A 17080-nucleotide genomic window follows, 5' to 3' on the forward strand; every position below is an offset into this window, starting at 1 on the left:
TATTATTGAAAAAAACCGTTCAGGAAGTCGGGGAACTGTCGAGTTACTCTTCCTGAAAGAATACAACAAATTTGCTAGTATCGATAACAGATATGAAGACTAGCATTTCTAGGTGTATTCATGTTATAATGGATGAGATTTAAAATTTAAAATGGTAAGCTAGGCGGAAAACGCCTGTCTTTGCATTTCTAGAGAAAAATTGGAGAGTAAAATGGATAACCAAAATCAAAGCCAAGAAGTAGGAAAAATCGTAGATATCAGAAAACAAGTTGAAGAACATGTTGGTCAAACCATTGAAATTACATCACAATTTGGACGTAAACGTGAAAATCGTCATAAAGTCAACTTGATTGAGACTTATGCCACACACTTTGTTATTGAAAATATTCCAGCACGTGGTCCAAAAACAACAGAGTCTTATCAATATGCTGACATCTTGACTCAAACAATTTTGATTCACTATCCAAATAAATAATTTGTTTATTTGTGAAGTTTTCTAGTAGTGAGTGCTCATGTAACTAACTGCAACAATATCTAGTGTTTGCTTGGTCTTCTACGGAGCCGCTGCATTCACCAAGTAGGTTACATAAAAAGCTTCTCAAACATAAGAATATAAAAATCCAAAGAAAGGAGTAAATATGACATCTTCAAGCCTATCAATGATGCCTGTCAAAGGTGGTTCAGGAAATGCTTTTGTTGGCGAAAGCGACAATAAGCGTGTTTTTATTAAAAAAAATTGTAGCCCTTTTTTGACAAGTGTGTATCTTGAAGGTATTACGCCACAAGTCTTATGGACGAAGCGTACAGCAGAAGGTGACATGTTAGCTGCTCAACCTTGGATTAATGGCCATACGTTGAAACCATATGAAATGAATGATTCACGTATTGGTGAAATTTTGCGGCATTTGCATCAAAGCGAAAAGCTTATTGAAGCCTGTAAAAAGTTAGATAACGAAGTCATGCTTCCAGCTGATCTTTTGGAGCAAGTACTGAGTAAAAGTTCAATCTTTGAAACCAATGGGTTTCTCTCAAATGTCGTTGTGGAACTCTCAGAAAATCTTCCAGAATTAAAGGAAGATGATATCACAGTTGTTCATGGTGATGTGAACCATAAAAACTGGTTGGTTGACGATGAAAGTGATAAAGTTTATCTCGTAGATTGGGATACAGTTCTTTTAAGTAGCCCTTTAGTGGATATAGCACATGTTCTAACACACTATATCAAACCAGAAAACTGGGAAGAGTGGCTCCATCAAGCAGGCTATAAAACAGCTAAAAATATAGAACATGAATTAATCTGGTATGGAAAACTTTCTTTCCTACGTCAGATTTCAGAATATATGGCAAGAGAGCAAATTAAGGAAACAGAGCAAGAAATTGCGCGTTTTCAAAATTTTTGCCGTTTATTTTAAAACTTAGAAAATAAAAATAGGAGGCTTGCCTTCTTATTTTTTCAAAAAATAGGAGAAAAAATGCGCGTAAGAAATCGTAAAGGCGCTGCGGAACACTTAGAAAGTAACGCACATGTTGTTGTAGAAAATCCAGCAGACTTTAAAGGACGTTGGGCAGAGCGTTTTGGAAATGATCATCCCATTCATATTGAAGTTGGATGTGGTAAGGGCGGTTTTATCACAGGCATGGCTGCTCAAAACCCAGAGATTAATTATATTGCGATTGATATGCAACTATCCGTCTTATCTCACGCTTTAGACAAGGCTTTGGAAGCCAACCTACCTAATGTACAAATGATGTTGGTTGATGGCGCAGCATTAACCGAATACTTCGAGGATGCTGAAGTTTCGCGTGTTTATCTGAACTTCAGTGATCCGTGGCCAAAAACACGTCATGAAAAACGCCGTTTGACTTATAAGTCATTTTTAGAAACTTATGAACAAATCTTGCCACCAGAAGGTGAAGTCCACTTTAAAACAGATAACCGTGGTCTATTTGAATATTCATTGGCAAGTATGAGTCAATATGGTATGATTTTAGAAAAAGTCTGGTTAGACTTGCACGCAGATGAAGAATTTGCCAAAGTCAATGTAATGACAGAGTATGAAGCAAAATTCTCAAGCAAGGGGCAAGTGATTTACCGTTTAGAAGCAAAATTCCCAAAGAGAGGTTAAGCTATGAGATGTCCAAAATGTCAATCTGAATCGTCACGAGTAGTAGATTCACGTCAAGCTGATAATATGATTCGTCGTCGACGTGAATGTGAAAATTGTGGAAACCGTTTCACAACTTTTGAGCGGATTGAAGAAATGCCACTTTTGGTCATAAAACGTGACGAAACCCGTGAAGTTTTTAATCGTGATAAAATTATTACTGGAATAGTGCGCAGTGCCCGTAAGCGACCAGTGACGAGTGAATCTATTGAAAAATTGGTTGATCGTGTCGAACAGAGAGTACGCCGCTTAGAGAAAAATGAAGTACGTACCGAAGTTATCGGCGAATTTGTTATGGAAGAATTAATGGATTTGGATGATATTACCTATGTTCGTTTTGCAAGTGTGTACCGTTCCTTCAAAGATGTGAGTGAAATCGAAGATTTACTTAAAAAGATTACGAAAAAAGACTAACGGTTCTATAAAAGAGAAATAAAAGGATGAACTATGAGACCAGGCGATTCATTTTCTATTCTAAATCGAGGAAAAATCAGCTTTGATGCTGATACTTTTTCGCTACTTTACTTGCCCATTATTGGGCGAGATGCTTTTGGGCTTTATCAACTCTTGCGCGTTTTTTCGACGGGCAAGATTTCTCATTTTTTTAGAGTATCTTGATTTTGGTCTCAATCCTTTTATTGAAGCTTTAGATAAACTTTCAGGGATTGGGCTCGTGCGGGTATTTGACCAACAACCGGGCTATCTTATGGAGGTAAAAAGTCCTTTAACTTTTGAAGAATTTTTAGCAGACGAATTTTATAAGCAATTGTTGATTTCACGTATTGGGGAAAATAAAGTTAAAGCTTTGGCAAAAAAACATGAACCGGATGCTTTGGAAATTACAAAAAAATTTCATGAAGTTTATGCTGTGAAATTTGAACCGACTCAGACAGTCGTTCAAGCAGAAAAATTTGACTTGAACTCTTTTAAGAGCATTATGGAAAACCAACATTTGACTTTTGCAAATGAAAATCAGGATATCTTGACTCTCTATGGTTTGGCGGAAAAATTTGATCTTAACTGGTATGAATTATTTAAAGCAGCTGAGCAAACTGCCAATGCTGATAAGACTTTAAATACAGCTAACTTAACAAGAATGCTTGCTGGGAAATCGGAACCTTTGCCTGCCTTATCGGAATTTCCTAAAGGTTTTCAAGATTTGATTGTTATTAGTAAAGAAGTTTCCCCGCGTGATTTTTTAAACAAGCTTAAACAACAAGCTGGTGGTTTTGCTTCGCAAGAAGAACTGAAGATTTTGAATAATTTAGACAAGCAAAATATTACTGATCAAGTACAAAATATTTTGATACACTATGTCTTGATTCAACAAGGGAATGCGAGTCTCAATGCTCGATTTGTCAATACTCTGGCAAATGATTGGCTGCGCCATAAAGTATACAATGCGGAAACCGCAGTGAAAAGAATACTGGAACGTCAGCAGCAAGCAGAACAAAAGCAAAAAAGTAATAAAAATTATAAAAACCCAGGTAAGCTGGTCAAAAAAGCGCCTCAATGGTCCAATGCCAGCTATGTAAACACGACCAGTGCAGAAGATATTGCCAAGTTCGAACAATATAAGGCTTCCCGCCGTAAGGATAAGAAGGAGAATTGAGCATGGAATCAATTGGAGAACTTTTGAGTAAGCGCCCAGATGTACGTGGAAATTTTGACAAGCTCGTTGCTGAAGTGATGAAAAATGAACAAGTTCAAGCTTTTATTTCTGAAAATCAAATGACTGAAGATGAAGTACAGCGTAGCTATTCAAAGTTTTATGAATTTGTTAAAGAGCGAAAAAAATTTGAAGAACATGAAAAAAGGGCAGCTGATGGCTATGAACCTGTCTTGATTATGAATCATGGTTACGCAGATGTTTCCTATCAAACCACAGCAGAATTAGCTCATCGTCAAGAAGTCAGCAATCAATTGCGTCGTGTTCAAATCATTGGTTTACCTAAAGAGATGAAGCAAATAGATTTTTATGCAGATGTCTTCACAGACAATCAAAATCAATTTGACTTGTTTCGGAAAATGGAAAACTTTATCGACAACTTTCCCCAAGAAAAAGGGATTTATATTTATGGTGACTTTGGCGTAGGTAAATCCTTTATTATGGCCGCAATGGCAAATGAGCTCTCGAAAAAAGGCATTTCTACCACTTTATTACACTATCCAACCTTTATTTCTGACCTTGATTTTGACAATGCGAAATATTGGGTCAACGAAATTAAAAAAGTTGAAGTCTTGGTCTTAGATGATATTGGTGCCGAACTCAATAATGCCTGGGTACGCGATAGTATTCTGCAAGTTATTTTACAGCATCGTATGCAAGAAAATCTTCCGACATTTTTCACATCAAATTTAAATATGACAGAGCTTGAGTTACATTTGGCTGAGACTAAAAAAGCAGATGAAATCTGGCCAGCAAAACGTGTCATGGAGCGTGTGAAGTATTTAGCGTCTGAAGTTCGTTTAGAAGGAGTAAATCGCCGACATGAATGAGACAATTGATCTGATGATGCAACATAGTTCAGTACGTAATTTTACGGATGAAAAAATTCCAGAACATGTATTAAAAACGATTGTTGATGCGGGACGTGCAGCACCAAACTGGAAAAACTTTCAATCTTATTCGGTGATTCTTGTGCAATCTCAGGAACAAAAAGATGCTATTTTTGCCCAACAGCCCCAAAAAGCAATTAAAAATTGTGCTGCTTTTTTGGTTTTTGTTGGAGATCTTAATCGAGCTAAAATAGCAGTCGAAATGAACGGTGGTGAGTTTCAACCAGAAGGTGTAGAATCGCTCCTTATTACTTCAGTCGATGCTGCAGTAGCTGGTCAAAATACATTACTTGCTGCTCAGTCTCTTGGTTATGGCGGTGTAATGGTCGGTTTAATTCGTGATCAAGCACGAGAAATTTCTGAGATATTAAACTTGCCTGATTACACTTATCCGATTTTTGCTGTGGCTCTTGGAAAACCTGCACGTGTAAATCCAGTAAAACCTAGATTACCTTATGAAGCTGTTGTATTTCCTGAGAAGTATATTCCACAAGATGAAGAAGTACTGCGCGCCTATGATAAAGTTCAAGATGATTATGCTGGTTCACGTCGTCTCAATTCCACATGGTCAAGTCGAATGGTTGATCAATGGGGAAAACCAGAGCTAAAAGCTTCAACAGAGAATCTTAAAGAAAAAGGACTTTTATGAAGAAAATTCTTTCACCAAAGCTTCCTACTGAGTTAGAAGTTGTCGATTTTACTGCCCTTGAAGATAATGAAGCCTACCAAGTAGAGTTGAAAAATCAAGAAATCTATTTAGAGGAACGACAACTTTTCAGTGGCTGTCGTCTACAAAATATCAATTTTGAGTTAGATGTGACTGCCGATTTAGAATTTACGGATTGTGTTTTTGAAAAGTGTGATTTTTCTAACCTTATCTTTTCTAAATTTGGCTTTTATCGTTGTATTTTTAAAGATTGTAAATTGCTAGGTACTGAATTTACCAATGCTTTTTTGCAGGATGTCCAATTTCAGGATTGTTTGCTTAATTACGTTAATTTTTCAAGTGCGCGCTTGAAGAACGTGCTCTTTGCAGACAGTATGATGAAAGAAAGTCTATTTATTGCTAGTCAATTTAAGCAGGTACGCTTTGAAGGGAACGACTTGGAGCTTACGAATTTCTGGGAAACTGCTTTATCCGGAATTGATTTTTCAAGTAACACCTTTGAGCGCCTTGACGTGAGTCCTGAACTGGCTAAAAACATTAAAGTTAATCTAAGTCAAGCAGCTTTCTTTGCCGCTTTACATGGAATTGAGATTGTCTAAGTCTTGGAAGATTCAAGACTTTTTATTTTAAAATAGCCTATCAGAATTGACCATTTAATTTAAAAACCGCTTTAGCTCAAAGCGGTTTTTAAATTAAAAAAATTTTTAAAGAAGAGTCCAATTACTAAAGAAAACGTTTTCTTGTTTTGGACCCAACAGCTTAATTTCGAAGCAAAAATTAGGCTATAATTTAATTGTGAGGAAAAAAGATGCTTAGTTATAACTTAGATATCCTACTATTTTCAGAAAGACGTTTCTGGAAACTCGATAAAATACTCGAAGTTACTGGACTCAAAAGCCCTGAATTTCAGAGACAACTTGTCGAATTAAATCAAATATTGCAAGATAAAAATCAAAGACCGCTAGAATTTACCAATAATGTATTAGCGATTCCTGAAAAACTAGAAAGTTTCGAAGAAATTCGCTTTAATATCGAAGAATATGAACTAACATTGAGTGAAGAGAAGCGTCAACTCCTGATTTATTTACTTTGCTTTTCTAAACGTTCAATATTAGCCATCAGTGATTTTCAGTCCCTTTTAAATGTAAGTCGAAATACTGTCTTATCTGATATTAAAAAGTTGCGTCAGCAGCTAGATAACGAAAACATACGTCTAGAATACTCACGCAAGTTAGGCTTTTACCTCCAAGGGGCATCGAAAGAATTACGTAAAACGACCTGGCGTTTCTTACAAGAACTCCATGAAGAGAGTGATTACTATGTTTTGTCGAAGCATCTCAATCTTAAAAAACCCCTCTTTATACACCAAGTAGAACAGCAAATCAGTCGCTTAATTGCTGAATTAAGTGTACAGGTTATCCATAGTCGGTATCTTCCGATGCTGATATACCTTGCTTTACTTCAATCACATCTTGGAGAAACAGATCTATTTCAGGAAGATGTACTGGAAGTTGAAGCATTACTGATTGGCATGAGTGATGGCAACTTTGAAAAGTCTGGTTTTGATTTTCTTTATCGTATTGGCTTTGAGATTATGGAAAATGTAATGAAACTTGCAGCGGTTCAGTTTGAAGATTTTACAAAAACCTTCGCTGCCTTACGTGCCCATCTGGTTCCTGCCTATTTTCGACTGAAATACCACTTCGAAATAGAGAATGTTCTTTTGGACAAAATAAAAACAGATTATTCCTCTCTGTTTGAATTAATGGACCTTGCTTTATCACCATTACACGAGGCTTGTGGAGAAATTTCCGAAGCGGAACGCGCCTACTTTGTCATTCTCTTTGGTGGAGAAATTTATAAAAAAAAGTATACACAAAGTTTTCGTGCTATTGTCTTATGTGTAAACGGTATAAGCTCAAGTTTAATTATGCGTAAACGATTGGAAAATATGTTTCCCAGCATGACTTTTATCCTGAGTACAGTCGTCTCTGATTTGGACAAAATTCCTGCTTTTTCTTATGATATTATCTTTTCGACAGTACCTGTGATGACTGATAAAAAACTCTATGTTATGTCAGCTTTTCCAGACAGTGAAGAAGAGACAAGACTTTACAATCGCTTAGCACAAGATTTTAATTTACCTGGCTTTTATAAACCAAATGCTAGAGCTATCTTACGTGCTATCGAACCTTACGTCGACATTAAAAGTAATGCGACCAAGAAGCAACTGACGCGGATTATTGACCGCAAGCTAAACAACAAAAAGACAGAAAGTGAGGCATTAGGTGTAATGCTTTCAGATTTATTAACTAAAGAAAAGATTCATTTTACAGATGAGAAACTTGACTGGCGGAGCGCAATTGAGCTTGCAGCTCAGCCATTATTGAATCAAGGAGAAATCGAACCCTCTTATATTTCAGCTATTATTAATCGTGTAGAGGAATTTGGCCCTTATATTGATTTAGGTATGGGCATTGCGTTGCCGCATGCGCGTCCTGAAGATGGGGTTAAAAAGCTCGGTATGTCATTTCTTAGATGTGAACAACCAGTATATCTTCAAGATGATCTCAAACATGAAATAAAGATTTTCATTGTCCTTGCAGCTATTGATAATGAAACGCATCTTCGCGCCTTATCTACTTTAACCCAAATATTATCAAATAAAGATGAACTCAACAAAATGCTAACTGTAGAAACAGTAGCAGAACTCGAACAAATTTTTGCAGAAAAAGAAGGAGAATAATATGAAAATCGCATGTGTATGTCAATCAGGATTAGGAACAAGTTTTATGGTACAAATGAATCTTCAAGCCCTTTTACAAGAAATGGGCTTAGATGTTAATGACTTTGAACTTGATCATATGGATGTGGGATCAGCTACACCAGATTCTGCGGATTATTTCTTTGTGGAGTCCACATTAACAACAGCTTTGCCTAATATTCCAACAGAAAAGATTGTACCTTTGTCTTCAATTATTGATCGAGATGCTGCGCGTGAAGCACTGGTTAAAGTCTTAGATGAAAGAGGGATTGCCCACAACTAAGCAAAAAAAGTAATTAAAAAGAATCGAAAATAAACTTAGGAGAACAAAAAAATGAATGGAGTTTTAAACTTTATTGTCTCTGTTGCGACGACGCCTGCCCTACTTGTTGGTTTAATTGCCATGCTTGGACTAATCTTACAAAAGAAACCAGCAACAGCAGTTATTCAAGGGTCAGTGAAGACCTTTGCTGGATTCTTGGTCTTGGTTGGAGGAGCTGGTATCTTGGTGGGTGCGCTTGCACCTTTTGCCGATATGTTCCAACATGCCTTTCATGTGAAAGGTATTGTCCCAACCAATGAAGGTGTGGTTGCCTTAGCACTCGTTGAGTACGGGACACCGACGGCCTTGATTATGCTTGTCGGGATGATTGTGAATATTCTGCTTGCTCGCTTTACACGATTTAAATACATCTTCTTGACAGGTCAAGCCATGCTCTATGTTTCTTGTATGGCGGCGGTGATTCTTGTTTCTGCCGGAATGGGCGAAACTTGGATAACCATTCTTCTTGGCGGTATCTTTGAAGGAACGCTTTTAACAGTCACACCTGCTATTTGTCAGCCATTTATGCGTAAAATCACAGGAACTGATAATGTAGCGATGGGACATACAGGTAATATTGGATATGCTCTTGCAGGATGGCTCGGTAAAACTTTTGGTGATCCTGATCCTGAAAAATCAACAGAAAAGTTGAACATTCCTAAATCATTGGGCTTTTTACGAGATTCGACAGTATCCATTTCCTTACTGATGGCTGCAGTCTATATCCTTTTAGCTATAGCCGCAGGTCCATCTTATGTCGAAACAGAGCTTTCTAGCGGTACAAACTTTGTGATTTTCTCTCTTGTTCAAGCAGGAACTTTTGCAGCAGGATTTGTCGTTGTTCTACAAGGGGTGCGTATGATTTTAGCCGAAATCGTACCGGCTTTTCAAGGGATTGCCCAAAAATTGGTTCCCAACTCAAAACCGGCTTTGGATGTACCAATCGTCTTTCCTTATGCACCAAATGCGGTATTGATTGGTTTCTTCGTTTCATTTATCACAGGATGTTTATCAATGGTTGCGATGCTTGTTATGGGGACAACGGTTATCATTCCGGGTGTTGTCGGGCATTTCTTCTGCGGTGCAGCAGCAGCAATATTCGGTAATGCCAATGGCGGACGACGTGGAGCAGTGATTGGAGCAATTGCTAATGGGCTCCTCTTATCTTGGTTACCTCTTTTCATTATTCCATCTTTAGGTGCTTTCGGAGCAGATGCTTCAGCCACATTTGCGGATACAGATTACCTGATTCCAGGTATCATTGTTGGCCGAGTTGGTGAAATGGGATCTGGTGCAATTGCCGCTCTGATCCTAGGATTTCTCGCTGTTGTCCTGATTCTTAGTGCAGTCTTAAATGCCAGAGATAAAGCCAAAGTTTAAGTCAATGTCAATGTTTACAAAAATCAGTTTTCGCTCAGGAAATCTGATTTTTTAGTAAGATGAAAATAAAAAACGTTTTCAATTATGTTATAATAAAATGTATTATCAAAAGATTAAATGGAGAAAAATATGTTTGACAACACCGATCAGTTAGCTGTAAATTCAATCCGTACTTTGTCAATGGATGCTATCCAAAAAGCAAATTCTGGACATCCAGGATTGCCAATGGGTGCGGCACCAATGGCTTATGTTCTTTGGAGCAAGTTTTTGAATGTGAACCCACAAACAGGGCGTAAATGGTCTAACCGCGACCGCTTTGTCCTCTCTGCAGGACACGGTTCGGCCATGCTTTACAGTCTTTTACACTTGGCAGGCTATAAAGTATCAATGGATGACTTGAAAAACTTCCGCCAATGGGGCTCAAAAACTCCAGGGCATCCTGAAGTAGACTGGACAGATGGTGTAGAAGCGACTACAGGTCCTTTAGGACAAGGTATCGCCAATGCTGTCGGTATGGCAATGGCCGAAGCTCATTTAGCTGCTACTTACAATAAACCAGATTTTGATATTGTAGATCACTATACTTATGCCTTAAATGGTGACGGTGATCTTATGGAAGGTGTTTCTCAAGAAGCAGCTTCACTCGCTGGTAAATTAAAACTCGGAAAACTTGTGCTTTTCTATGATTCAAATAATATCTCTCTTGATGGTGATTTGGATAAATCATTTATTGATGATATTAAAATGCGTTTTGAAAGCTACGGTTGGCAACATATCTTGGTCAAAGACGGCAACGATTTGACTGAAATTGCAGCAGCTGTAGAGCAAGCAAAAGCTGAAACTGAAAAACCAACAATTATTGAAGTTAAGACTGTTATTGGATTTGGTGCTGAAAAACAAGGCACTTCAGCAGTACACGGTGCTCCTCTTGGTGCAGAAGGTATAGAATTTGCGAAGAAAGCTTACGGCTGGGACTATCCAGAATTCACTGTTCCTGAAGAAGTGACTGAGCGTTTCCGTCAAACATTGAATACACGTGGCGAAGCCATGGAACAAGGATGGAATGATACTTTCAAGGCTTATGCTGAAAAATATCCAGAACTTGCTGAACAATATGTAAAAGCATTTGAAAATGAAACTCCTGAACTTGATTTAAGCAAGCATGAACTTGGTTCAAGCAAAGCTTCACGTGTAACTTCACAAGAAGCTATCCAAGAACTCTCAGCACAAATGCCAAACCTTTGGGGTGGCTCAGCTGACTTATCAGCATCAAACAATACAATGGCTAAAAATGATACAGACTTTATGCCGGATAACTACGCTGGTCGTAACATTTGGTTTGGTGTCCGTGAATTTGCGATGGGTGCAATTATGAACGGTATTGCCCTTCACGGCGGTACACGCGTTTATGGTGGTACATTCTTCGTCTTCAGTAATTACATGCTTCCAGCAGTACGTATGGCTGCACTTCAAGAATTGCCTGTTACCTATGTTTGGACTCATGATTCAATCGCAGTTGGTGAAGATGGTCCAACACACGAGCCTGTTGAACAATTGGCTTCAGTACGTTCTATGCCAAACTTAGATACTATCCGCCCTGCAGATGGTAATGAAGTGGTTGCCGCATGGCGTCGTGCAGCTTCAAGCAAAAAACGTCCAACAGCGCTTGTTTTGACACGTCAAAACTTGCCAGTTCTTGAAGGAACAGCACAATTGGCTGAAGAAGGCCTCAATCGTGGTGCCTACATTCTCTCTAAAGAAGAAGGTGAGCTTGAAGGAATTATCATCGCGACAGGTTCAGAAGTAGCACTTGCGCTTGAAGCTAAAAAAGAGTTAGGAAAAGGCGTACGTGTCGTTTCTATGCCTTCAATGAATATCTTTGACGAACAATCTGCAGAGTATAAAGAAGAAATTCTTCCGAAAAATGTCTGCTGCCGTTTGGCTGTCGAAGCAGGAACAAGCTTCGGTTGGGCGAAATATATTGGTTTAGCAGGAGCTACAGTCACAGTAGATAAATGGGGCGCTTCAGCACCTGCCAATATCGTTTTACCAGAATATGGTTTTACAGTAGAAAATGTTGTTAAAACATATAAAGAAATGAAAGACAACTGCCCTAAAGATTGCTGCTAATCGAAAATCATGCGGTAAAAAAGCTTTTGTTGCACTGAGACTTGCAGATTATGCTATAATAAGTTCATGCGATGAGTCGATCTTCTACGTTAGTAGATTATTGAAGCACAGGAGTTCTGGAACATTTGGTTGTTCGTGCAGGAAGCATGAGAACTTGTTAGCGCGTGTGAACCGCTCTGACACAATGAAAGTTGCCTGAAAGATCTCTCTTTTGAGAGGTCTTTTTTTTGTGAAATAAAGCGTGGAAAGATCAGTTGTTTCCTTTGGAATTAATGATATAATAGAGGGGTGTAAATCTATCTATTATATTTTAGGAGAGACTATTGAGCGTAATGATGTACAGCCTTTTTGATGTAGAGGGTAATGCAGAAGCGATAATATCTTATACAGAAAATGCGATGAAAAAAGAAGGAAAAACTTCAGAAGAAATAGAATTGTATAAATCTGAAGTTGAAAACAGTGATTATCCCGGACTTGTCAGTGTATCTGTGAGTATGTTGGATGAGTTGAATGGGATGCACACCCGCCAAGAAGTGAAACATATAGAGTAGGTAAAAAGTAGAGTATTTTTGAAATACTCGCTTTTTTGATAGAAAAATAATAATGTCTTGAAAGAATCTAAAATATAGGAAAAATAAGGTTTCTAAGCCACTGAATTTGTGAAGTTTGTGAATTCACGAACTTCACAAGCGCTTACAAAAGAAATGCGAAAGAAGTGTGCTAAACTTATATTGTAAAAATATTTACAAGCTTTTACAATAAAAAAAGGAGATTTTCCAACATGAAAATCGTTATTATAGGCACAAATCACGCAGGTATTGCTGCGGCAAATACATTATTAGACAACTATCCTGGTCATGAAATTACCATGATAGACCGTAATAGTAATATGAGTTACTTGGGCTGTGGGACAGCTTTATGGGTGGGTCGTCAAATTGATCAACCGAATGAACTTTTCTATGCACGACCAGATGATTTTGAAGCAAAAGGTGCGAAGGTGTTGACTGAAACTGAAGTTTCGTCTATTGATTTCGAGCATAAAAAAGTGTATTCTACAACAAAATCTGGAGAAGAGCGTGTGGAAGATTATGACAAACTTATTCTTGCGATGGGTTCAAGACCAATCATTCCTAAAATTACAGGTAATGAATTAGAAGGTATTCATTTTCTCAAACTCTTTCAAGAAGGACAAGCAGTAGATGAGGAATTTGCTAAGGAAGAAGTGAAACGTATTGCAGTTATTGGGGCGGGCTACATCGGTACAGAAATAGCTGAAGCAGCAAAACGCCGTGGAAAAGAAGTTTTATTGTTTGATGCGGAAAGCACATCTTTAGCTTCATATTATGACGAAGACTTTGCGAAAGGAATGGACGAAAACCTTTCAAATCATGGAGTAGAGCTTCATTTTGGTGAAACTGCTGAAGCTTTTAAAGGTACAAATGGTCGGGTTTCTCAAATTGTGACCAATAAAGAGACTTACGATGTGGATATGGTAATTAACTGTATCGGTTTTACAGCAAACAGCGCTCTTGTGGGAGACAAACTCGACACACTTCGAAATGGAGCAGTGAAGGTAGATAAACATCAACAGACAAGTAATCCCGATGTCTATGCAGTTGGAGATGTAGCTACGATTTATTCAAATGCTCTACAAGATTTTACATATATTGCTCTTGCTTCTAATGCGGTACGCTCAGGGATTGTCGCTGGACACAACATTGGCGGAACAGCCCTAGAATCAGCTGGTGTTCAAGGGTCAAATGGTATCTCAATCTTCGGCTATAATATGACTTCTACAGGTTTCTCTGTTAAGGCCGCTCAAAAATTTGGTTTAGATGTTGCTTATACTGATTTTGAAGATAAGCAAAAAGCTTGGTTCCTTCATGAAAATAATGATAGCGTGAAAATTCGTATTGTTTATGAAAAATCAAGCAGACGTATCGTAGGTGCGCAAATGGCGAGCTATGGGGAAATTATCGCGGGAAATATCAATATGTTCAGCTTGGCTATCCAAGATCAAAAAACAATTGATGAACTTGCGCTTCTCGATTTGTTCTTCTTACCCCACTTTAACAGTCCTTATAACTATATGACTGTTGCTGCTTTGAAGGCAGAATAACATCAAAATGTAACGTTGACATCTAAGGATATAAGACACAAAAATCGCTAAAATACACTTTAGTGATTTTTTGTTAAATTAAGTTACATTTGTGCAATATTGTCTAATGTTATATAATAGAAAAAAATTGACGAGGTAAATGGAGGAAACGGTATTGTGTTAAAATATTTAGACGAAGATGATTTTAAAAAACTTCAAATTTTATATTATTTAGAAAATCATCATCTCTCAACGGTACTTTTTGATGACTTAATTGAAGAATTGCACCTTAATAATTATCAAGTTAAGAAGCTCTTATCTGAGATACAAGCAGAAATTAAATCTTGGAAATTAGAGAATTATTACCTCATTGATCTCCAGACGCAGAAAAGTTTCGTACGTTACGAAAGAAGAACCCAAGGAAACATTATGCTGCTCTTAAACCATTACGTTAAGAGATCACAGATGCAAGCCTTGATTCGGGCAATTTTTACTGAAGAAGTGAACAAGATTGCTGAACTCGAAGATGTCGTCTTTTTATCAAAGTCAGCCACCTATAAACTGGTCAAAAAATTTACGGATTTAACCAAGGAATATGATGTAACTATTGATAAAAACATGCGCTTTGCTGGTGAAGAATGGAAGATTAGAGAGTTTCTCTATAATTTCTATCATACCTTGTATGGCGATCTTTATAAGAGTTTTTCGGAAGATGTAGCGACGGACCTTGAACAAATGATAAAAGCTTTAGAGGAGATAGAGGGGCTTTTTATCCGGGGTCTAAGTTTAACAGATAGAACAAAATTGTTGTATCGTCTCTTTGTTATCTATACGAGAAATTATTTAGGAAATAAGGCTTCAGCGCAAGATTTCATGAAGATTGACAGTCGGTTTATTGAGCCTATAGCCCAGATTTTACGGCATTATCTCGATGGTTCTAATGAAGACGTCTTGGAAGAGACCTATGAGCTTCTTTATTTTCTTTCAAGTGAGAGCATTACGGCACATTGTGATTTTAAAATTCCAACGAATGTAAGAGAGTTAACACTAGCTTTTACGGAGAGTTTCAATACTAAATTTAAAGAACACCAAAACGAACTAAACCAAGCAGAAGTACAAGTAGAGTTAAACAACATCCATCTTCGCTTATTGGTTTCTCTAAGAGCAAACTTTGATGTATCCAGTTTGAATGATTTTAACTTCATGGGCGAAAATTATGAAGATATTGAGCTCTTTTGTAATAACTTTGCAGACAAAATGTTATTGGATACGCGATATGCGACTTTATTTCAAGAAAAACACCAAGCCCTTGTTCGTGAATATATGTTTTTAATTTTGTGTCATACCACTGCTTATCGTACGAGACGTCCAGTAAAGATTTGTGTGGACTTTTCATATGGTATCTCTTATAACAGATATATTCTTGAAAATATCAAGTCACTAGGATTTTTAAATATTGAAGCCAGTGAAGGAAAAAATAAAGAAGATATTGACATCTATCTTTCTAATCTTCCTTCGCGAGAAGTTGAAGCAGAACAAATTATTTGGGCATCACCACCCACATCTTATGACTGGGAATTTTTTGGCAATACAGTAGTTAAAGTAAAAAAAGACAACTTTAATGCCTAGTTGTTTTTTTTATTTTTTTTCAAAATAAAATAAAAAATGACTTCTTTACGCTTAAATGTTAAAATTACCATAACTAAGCAAATGAGAAGAGTAAAAAGATGAAGTAAAGGATAAGAAGTATGGTAGGATTATTATTCGTGTTCCTATATTTTAAACGGCTTCACATTGAAGCACTTCAACATTAACCAATAGATCAACTTCAAGGAAAGGAGGGAGAAGTAATGAAAACCTTTATTGTTATGCTGTGGCTCTTGTCTTCTGTGCAGTTGACAGAGCTAGGAGAGGCAGAAGAAGTTAAAGTCAACTATGGAAATGATGCAGCCATCCAGTATTCGACGGGTGAATTTTCAATTGACTTTGTCAGCAGTCTGGATTTTGGGACGAATGAAATTTCTAACCAAAATCAAGTTTATTTTGCACAAGCTCAACGTTATTATAAATCGACACTTGTTACGCCTAACTTTATTCAAATAACAGATAATCGTGGCACATTAAAAGGCTGGACACTTAAAGTTTACGAAAAGGAACAATTTAAAGCAGAAGAGTATTCTCAATATCAAGAGTTAAAAGGCGCTTCTCTCTCTTTTCACAAACCTATTTTAGTGACGAATAACAATGCCCAACAGCCTCAAGCTTATGAGGTAGGAAACTTGGTGCCGGGAGTTGAAACGCTAGTGGCTCAAGCCAAAGTTGGGGAAGGTGCGGGCACTTGGATAATTCGTTGGGGAAATAAGGAAGATCTCTTTTCAAGAAAGTTTTCTACGGGTGCTAAAGATATCCAAAAATATTTCACTTCATCCGTTAGTCTTTATGTTCCAGGCGATACACCAAAAGAGGCTACAACTTATCGCACAAACTTAACATGGATATTAAGTGAACTACCAGATAACCAATAAAATTAAAAAGGAGTAACCCTGATGAAAAAAGCAAATAAACGAGCATCTAAGATTACTTATTTGTTTGTTTGCGGGTTTGTATTGTTATCTTTTAGTTTAGCAGGGCCAAAGGCTCAGACTGTTTCTGAAGCAGCTGAAATCATGAATCCGCTCTCACCTGACGATAAGGTTATACCTCAAGAACCAGAACCCATTACAGTACCGCCGGCTTCAGAAGAGGAAAAAGCTCAAATACCACCTAAAAAGTCTGAAGCACAAGGTGACAGAAAAGAAGAAAGACAGAAAAAGCAAGAAAAAAAGAAGAAAATCTTTTTTGCACCAGACACAACAGTTGCACTTGAACAATCACAAAAGATTAGAATCTTAGATGGAGATACATCTACATCAACGACTACGGGAAAGGTTCTGTCCATTATGTCAGGGCGTTTGCTCTTTGGAAGTAAGTAATAATAATAAATAAAAAAATCACA

General features: G+C 37.4%; 16 protein-coding genes and 1 pseudogene. All 17 read left to right on the forward strand.

The genetic code is table 11. The annotated features are described in order from the left end of the window. The first annotated feature begins 211 nt into the window (after positions 1 to 211). Positions 212 to 475: a Veg family protein gene (locus LACDD01_RS00240; RefSeq protein WP_003134126.1), complete on the forward strand. Its 264-nt coding sequence runs from the start codon at positions 212 to 214 to the stop codon at positions 473 to 475. Between the two features lie 163 nt (positions 476 to 638). Next, the gene (locus tag LACDD01_RS00245) at positions 639 to 1412 is read left to right on the forward strand and encodes a phosphotransferase family protein (RefSeq protein ID WP_019293204.1); all 774 of its coding nucleotides are present in this window, start codon (positions 639 to 641) and stop codon (positions 1410 to 1412) included. Positions 1413 to 1472: 60 nt separating this feature from the next. Then, entirely contained in the window at positions 1473 to 2126 is a 654-nt protein-coding gene (trmB, locus tag LACDD01_RS00250) for a tRNA (guanosine(46)-N7)-methyltransferase TrmB (protein WP_019293203.1), read from the forward strand. Positions 2127 to 2129: 3 nt separating this feature from the next. Beyond that, positions 2130 to 2579 (forward strand): transcriptional regulator NrdR, encoded by a 450-nt coding sequence (gene nrdR / locus LACDD01_RS00255; protein WP_003134132.1) that lies wholly within the window; start codon positions 2130 to 2132, stop codon positions 2577 to 2579. A 33-nt stretch (positions 2580 to 2612) separates the two neighbouring features. Beyond that, positions 2613 to 3777, forward strand: a pseudogene (locus LACDD01_RS00260) (DnaD domain protein). 2 nt (positions 3778 to 3779) lie between these two features. Continuing rightward, positions 3780 to 4664, forward strand: a complete 885-nt coding sequence (gene dnaI / locus LACDD01_RS00265) for a primosomal protein DnaI (RefSeq protein ID WP_061412472.1) — start codon at positions 3780 to 3782, stop codon at positions 4662 to 4664. Beyond that, a complete protein-coding gene (locus LACDD01_RS00270) occupies positions 4657 to 5373 on the forward strand; it encodes an NADPH-dependent oxidoreductase (RefSeq protein WP_019293200.1) in 717 nt (238 codons plus the stop codon). Before dnaI ends, LACDD01_RS00270 begins: the two co-directional genes overlap by 8 nt. Further along, positions 5370 to 5990, forward strand: coding sequence for a pentapeptide repeat-containing protein (locus tag LACDD01_RS00275; RefSeq protein WP_019335453.1), 621 nt, complete (start codon positions 5370 to 5372; stop codon positions 5988 to 5990). The genes LACDD01_RS00270 and LACDD01_RS00275 overlap by 4 nt, the downstream gene beginning before the upstream one ends. Positions 5991 to 6199: 209 nt before the next feature. Next, positions 6200 to 8137, forward strand: coding sequence for a BglG family transcription antiterminator (locus LACDD01_RS00280; RefSeq protein WP_061412475.1), 1938 nt, complete (start codon positions 6200 to 6202; stop codon positions 8135 to 8137). A 1-nt stretch (position 8138) separates the two neighbouring features. Continuing rightward, positions 8139 to 8438: a PTS sugar transporter subunit IIB gene (locus LACDD01_RS00285; protein ID WP_019293197.1), complete on the forward strand. Its 300-nt coding sequence runs from the start codon at positions 8139 to 8141 to the stop codon at positions 8436 to 8438. A 51-nt stretch (positions 8439 to 8489) separates the two neighbouring features. Then, positions 8490 to 9857, forward strand: a complete 1368-nt coding sequence (locus LACDD01_RS00290) for a PTS ascorbate transporter subunit IIC (RefSeq protein WP_061412478.1) — start codon at positions 8490 to 8492, stop codon at positions 9855 to 9857. A 129-nt stretch (positions 9858 to 9986) separates the two neighbouring features. Next, positions 9987 to 11987: a transketolase gene (gene tkt, locus LACDD01_RS00295; RefSeq protein ID WP_061412481.1), complete on the forward strand. Its 2001-nt coding sequence runs from the start codon at positions 9987 to 9989 to the stop codon at positions 11985 to 11987. 335 nt (positions 11988 to 12322) lie between these two features. Beyond that, on the forward strand, positions 12323 to 12538 hold the full coding sequence (locus LACDD01_RS00300; protein ID WP_019293194.1) for a hypothetical protein: 216 nt from the start codon (positions 12323 to 12325) through the stop codon (positions 12536 to 12538). A 230-nt stretch (positions 12539 to 12768) separates the two neighbouring features. Next, positions 12769 to 14106, forward strand: a complete 1338-nt coding sequence (gene nox, locus LACDD01_RS00305; RefSeq protein WP_061412484.1) for a H2O-forming NADH oxidase — start codon at positions 12769 to 12771, stop codon at positions 14104 to 14106. 156 nt (positions 14107 to 14262) lie between these two features. Further along, positions 14263 to 15714, forward strand: a complete 1452-nt coding sequence (locus LACDD01_RS00310; protein ID WP_061412487.1) for a helix-turn-helix domain-containing protein — start codon at positions 14263 to 14265, stop codon at positions 15712 to 15714. 221 nt (positions 15715 to 15935) lie between these two features. After that, positions 15936 to 16610, forward strand: coding sequence for a WxL domain-containing protein (locus LACDD01_RS00315; RefSeq protein WP_061412490.1), 675 nt, complete (start codon positions 15936 to 15938; stop codon positions 16608 to 16610). Positions 16611 to 16631: 21 nt separating this feature from the next. Then, entirely contained in the window at positions 16632 to 17057 is a 426-nt protein-coding gene (locus tag LACDD01_RS00320; RefSeq protein ID WP_061412493.1) for a hypothetical protein, read from the forward strand. Positions 17058 to 17080 lie beyond the last annotated feature (23 nt).

Source organism: Lactococcus sp. DD01 (assembly GCF_001578715.1).
GTDB classification, from domain to species: Bacteria; Bacillota; Bacilli; order Lactobacillales; family Streptococcaceae; genus Lactococcus; species Lactococcus petauri.

What these genes read in the sequence shown, in the direction of transcription:
- LACDD01_RS00240 (WP_003134126.1), top strand. Translation starts at nt 212, where the DNA reads ATGGATAACCAAAATCAAAGCCAAGAAGTAGGAAAAATCGTAGATATC.
- LACDD01_RS00245 (WP_019293204.1), top strand. Translation starts at nt 639, where the DNA reads ATGACATCTTCAAGCCTATCAATGATGCCTGTCAAAGGTGGTTCAGGA.
- trmB (WP_019293203.1), top strand. Translation starts at nt 1,473, where the DNA reads ATGCGCGTAAGAAATCGTAAAGGCGCTGCGGAACACTTAGAAAGTAAC.
- nrdR (WP_003134132.1), top strand. Translation starts at nt 2,130, where the DNA reads ATGAGATGTCCAAAATGTCAATCTGAATCGTCACGAGTAGTAGATTCA.
- dnaI (WP_061412472.1), top strand. Translation starts at nt 3,780, where the DNA reads ATGGAATCAATTGGAGAACTTTTGAGTAAGCGCCCAGATGTACGTGGA.
- LACDD01_RS00270 (WP_019293200.1), top strand. Translation starts at nt 4,657, where the DNA reads ATGAATGAGACAATTGATCTGATGATGCAACATAGTTCAGTACGTAAT.
- LACDD01_RS00275 (WP_019335453.1), top strand. Translation starts at nt 5,370, where the DNA reads ATGAAGAAAATTCTTTCACCAAAGCTTCCTACTGAGTTAGAAGTTGTC.
- LACDD01_RS00280 (WP_061412475.1), top strand. Translation starts at nt 6,200, where the DNA reads ATGCTTAGTTATAACTTAGATATCCTACTATTTTCAGAAAGACGTTTC.
- LACDD01_RS00285 (WP_019293197.1), top strand. Translation starts at nt 8,139, where the DNA reads ATGAAAATCGCATGTGTATGTCAATCAGGATTAGGAACAAGTTTTATG.
- LACDD01_RS00290 (WP_061412478.1), top strand. Translation starts at nt 8,490, where the DNA reads ATGAATGGAGTTTTAAACTTTATTGTCTCTGTTGCGACGACGCCTGCC.
- tkt (WP_061412481.1), top strand. Translation starts at nt 9,987, where the DNA reads ATGTTTGACAACACCGATCAGTTAGCTGTAAATTCAATCCGTACTTTG.
- LACDD01_RS00300 (WP_019293194.1), top strand. Translation starts at nt 12,323, where the DNA reads ATGTACAGCCTTTTTGATGTAGAGGGTAATGCAGAAGCGATAATATCT.
- nox (WP_061412484.1), top strand. Translation starts at nt 12,769, where the DNA reads ATGAAAATCGTTATTATAGGCACAAATCACGCAGGTATTGCTGCGGCA.
- LACDD01_RS00315 (WP_061412490.1), top strand. Translation starts at nt 15,936, where the DNA reads ATGAAAACCTTTATTGTTATGCTGTGGCTCTTGTCTTCTGTGCAGTTG.
- LACDD01_RS00320 (WP_061412493.1), top strand. Translation starts at nt 16,632, where the DNA reads ATGAAAAAAGCAAATAAACGAGCATCTAAGATTACTTATTTGTTTGTT.